Origin of the sequence: Chryseobacterium sp. BGARF1 (assembly GCF_001677955.1) — a bacterium.
Taxonomy (GTDB): domain Bacteria; phylum Bacteroidota; class Bacteroidia; order Flavobacteriales; family Weeksellaceae; genus Chryseobacterium.
The window spans coordinates 1-4,049 of the sequence record NZ_LELA01000047.1; the positions used below are offsets into that span (position 1 = coordinate 1).

Here is a 4,049-nt window from a genome sequence, read left to right on the forward strand (position 1 = left end):
GATTATGATTTACTGATATATCGTGCACAATCGATTACAAAAGTATTTTGATAAAAAAAGCATAAGAGAAATAAAAAATAATTAAAAAACAAGTAAAATATTTTAAGGCTAAAATATTAACTAATTTTAATAGACTTTTTTTCCTATCAAATAGTGAATTATCTTTTATTAATATTGAAAGCAAGGTCAAAATTTGAATCTTTACTTCTAAAAGAAGCATAACTAAAGTAATTCAATAAATAATCAGCTAAAAATATATTTTTAAAGGAGATTTAGAACCTAAAAATAAGACTAGATATTTTCATAAAACTATTTTCACAAAAAGAGACCTAAATTGCTTTAGGTCTCCTGGAATATGGCATAGTAAATTTTAATTCTCAATAACAAATTGAAATCACCCTGTTATTAAATCTTGTAAATAATTAATAATCACACAGTTACCAATTTCTTCTTATTTTACTTTTTATTTATTTTTTAATGAATTTTATTACTTTTTCTTGTCCCTTAAGTTTCAGAATGTACTGTCCTTTTACAAGATCCTGTACTGCAATTTCTCCTTTTTTAATTTCACCAGACTTCACCAATTGCCCTACAGCATTATAAATCATAAAATTAGAATTATCTGCACCATTTAAATGGATAACATCTGTAGCAGGGTTTGGATACAAAGTAATTGGTTTTGATTTTACAATATCGTTGGTACCCAATGAAGTATTAGGAAAAACCAAATTTTGAGCATAAATAACAGAAGTTGCATCACCCGTTTTTTTCTCTTTGAAGACAATCACTGCTTGTTTATTAAGAGGTTTCAAACTACTTAAATAAGATTTACTTGCATTGAAGATCGCCATTGGAATATATTGCTGTGACCATGCAAAATCTCCGCTATCATTCAATAAAACAGCATTATAAGAAGTAGGTAGCAATGCAGTATTAATTCTTTTTTCAACGACAAAGTATGGCTTACCTTCATGTAAATACAGATCACCATTATGCGACATAAACTCAGCAGATATAGGGAAGACCTGCTTAGCATTATCTGTAAAAAGTCTAGCTCCTGTATTTTTATCAAATTTTTGTACATATTCACCTCCAGATCCTTGTGAAGGGGTTGTATAATTAGCAATAGCCCAAATATATGGAGAGCCAGAAGAAAATGCTATTCTTGTATTCTTTTCAAAGTTGGTTTGGTTGACATCAAAGTCTATCCCATCAATCCCCCAAGGTTTAGTACCATCAGAAAAATTAATTCTTTGTAAATACGAATCAAATCTATTGCCTTGTCCGGTGCTGTAGCCATAGTATACCATATTCCCATCTACAACAGCGGAATATTTAACATTATAAGCCACAGATTTTGTACTCACTTGTATAGGCCCGTCTGACCATTGGATATTTCCGTTGAAATCTATTTTTTGAGCAAACAGATAACTTGTAGTCTGTGCTGATACTTTTTTGTGGAATATTAAAGCTATTTCGTTATTTGGCAACTCAAAAAAGTCAGAAGGAGCCGTCTGTTTGGCTGGGTCATCAGATGCTATACCGATAGGAGCTGCCCAAACTGGCTGCCCAGCTGCATTGTATCTTTGCACCTGCATATTCGTTTGTGTTGAAGACAACATCCCTACCACAATATCATTATTGGATAAAGGAAGAATAGTTGGCAAATAACCAGCCCCTACATTAATTCCGTTTGGCCATACCAATGTTCCCTGAGGTGTAATTTTAAAAACAAAAGCCGGAGTTCCTGTTCCCGTTCCTGTTACTCCAATATAAAAATTCCCAGAAGCATCAACAGCTGTCTTTTCAAACACTGTAGAACTAGCCATTAGAATTTGGTTACTAAGCATAGTACCGTCTGCTCCTAATAGCTTATTTCCATTCTGATCTAATATCTGCAACCACAATTCGAAATTAGTAGGCGCACCAACTTGTTTCCAAAAACCAATATATGTTTTCCCGTCTTTAGTTACTTCAGAAAATACTGATCCATTTCCAGGATTTGTAACAGATAAATTTTGATTTGTATTAGGATTCCATTGTGCAGATGTTGCAGAAATCATGAACCCTGTCAATAATAATGTAATTAATTTTTTCATATCTCTCTATTATTTCTTGTCTGGGACAAAGGAATAAAGTATTCTGAGAGTACCATAAAAAAACATTACATAGTTACCACCTATAGCTGTAAAACTTCACACACACACCACACACCCAACCAACCATAAAAACCTAATATACAACACATTAAAAATCATCAAGATATTTAGACAAATCTTCTTTTGTATTGGTCAATTCTAGTTTTTTCCGAAGTCTTGTGCGTGAATTCTCTATTGTTTTAGGAGTAACATTCAATAAATTTGAAATTTCTTTTGTAGATAATCGAAGTTTTAGCATTGCAGCTAGCCGCTTATCATAATTGGTAAGGTTCGGATGTTTTTGTTCTAAATTTTTATAGAACGACTCATGGATATGTAAAAACTGATATTCGAAATCTTCCCAGGTGTTAGGCTTCACACTTATTTTAATTTCATTAATGATCTCTGAGATTTCTTCTGCATGCTGATATTTTATTTTCAAAGCATTTACTTTTTCCAAGATAGATTTAAAAATAGAATCAACTTTTTGCTGTTCCATCGACTGATATACCAATAGTTTTTCTTTCATGTGGTTATCAAATTCCAATTCTTTTTCTCTGGCTTCTATCAGTTTTTTCTCAAGATTTAACGCTTCAGTTTTATTTCGATAATTAATCGTGTAGAGAATACAGATAACAACGATCAGTAGAAAAACTACCAGTATAACAATATATACTAAGTTTCTTTTTTCTTGCTTTAAGGTATCTAGCTTCTTCTTTAGCTCATATTCATGCTGAGCTTTTATTCGTTCTACATTTACAGCTTTCTCTTCAATATTGAGCATATCTCTTATAGAATCATACTTTTTAAAAGTTAAAGCTGCATTTTTATAATCATTATTAAGAAGATAAGCATTATACAAATTATCCAAATATCTGATGTTACTAAAATCAACCGTATTCTTTTGAATAAAATCTCCAGTCTTTTCTGCATAGGCTAATGCTTTTACAGGGTCACGACGATTAATATAAAAGGTTGCAAGATTATAATTAGCATTGTAGTTTACATCTGGATCATTGATTTTATTTTCTACTAAAATATTTTTAACCTCCAGCAAATAGTTTTCTGATTGCGTAAATTGTTTTTTACTAAAAAGAGTTTACCAAGATTTGACATGACAAACGCTTTTAAAATCGGATCATCATAATCTTTAAAAATTACCTGACTTTTCTGAAAGTAATACTGAGACGAATCGTATTTGGATAATGTGAAATAAGCATTCCCTAAATTATTCAAACCTTTGATCATTCCGGCTTTATCATTTTTCTTTTCGTAAAAACCTAATGCTATTTTGTAATATTTTATAGCCCTTTGTGGATCATTAAGCTGAGCATAAATAAAAGCAAAAAAACTATTGACCTTTGCGAGTTTTACCAGATCTTTTTTTTCGGTAAACACTTCATGAGCTTTGGTACAATACTCCAATGCCTCATCAAAATGATTGATATCGATATAGATTTGGATTGTTTTAAGGTAAAAGTCTTCAAGGTCTTTTTCAGAGGCTATTTTTTTAGCTTTTTGAATATATAGGTTTGTCTTTTCTACATCTTTGTACTTAAGCGCATTGGCTGAATCTATTTAAGAAGCATAAGATTTTCTCTCTTGTGCAGCACAAAAATTAATAAGATTTAAAAATAAAAAAACAAAAAATACTTTCTTTTTCATCATTTAATATAAAAATAGTTTCATTTCAGATTGAAACTACTAATTCTTATCTAAATTTATAATTTTTTTTAATAGGAAGGTTTAATTAAAGGTTTAAAAGAATTAAGAACATATTCTTAAAAAATTACCCATAGATTATCTTTTATTCTGGGAATCATGGATCAACAACAAAACCTGGGGATAAACTAGATAAAATTCTATTTTTGTATTTAATGAAAACAGAAGAAATACTCAAGCTGCTCTTGC

Annotated in this window: 3 protein-coding genes; all 3 read right to left on the reverse strand. The window is 30.5% G+C overall.

What is annotated here, in order from left to right; translation table 11 throughout:
• Positions 1-467: 467 nt before the first annotated feature.
• Positions 468-2,099 carry a T9SS type A sorting domain-containing protein gene (locus tag AB671_RS09475; protein ID WP_066680029.1) on the reverse strand — a complete coding sequence of 544 codons (1,632 nt, stop codon included), beginning with the start codon at positions 2,097-2,099 and terminating at the stop codon, positions 468-470.
• A gap of 148 nt (positions 2,100-2,247) precedes the next feature.
• Positions 2,248-3,195: a helix-turn-helix transcriptional regulator gene (locus AB671_RS09480; protein ID WP_066680030.1), complete on the reverse strand. Its 948-nt coding sequence runs from the start codon at positions 3,193-3,195 to the stop codon at positions 2,248-2,250.
• Entirely contained in the window at positions 3,171-3,716 is a 546-nt protein-coding gene (locus tag AB671_RS09485; RefSeq protein ID WP_157444171.1) for a tetratricopeptide repeat protein, read from the reverse strand. Before AB671_RS09485 ends, AB671_RS09480 begins: the two co-directional genes overlap by 25 nt.
• Between the last annotated feature and the right edge of the window lie 333 nt (positions 3,717-4,049).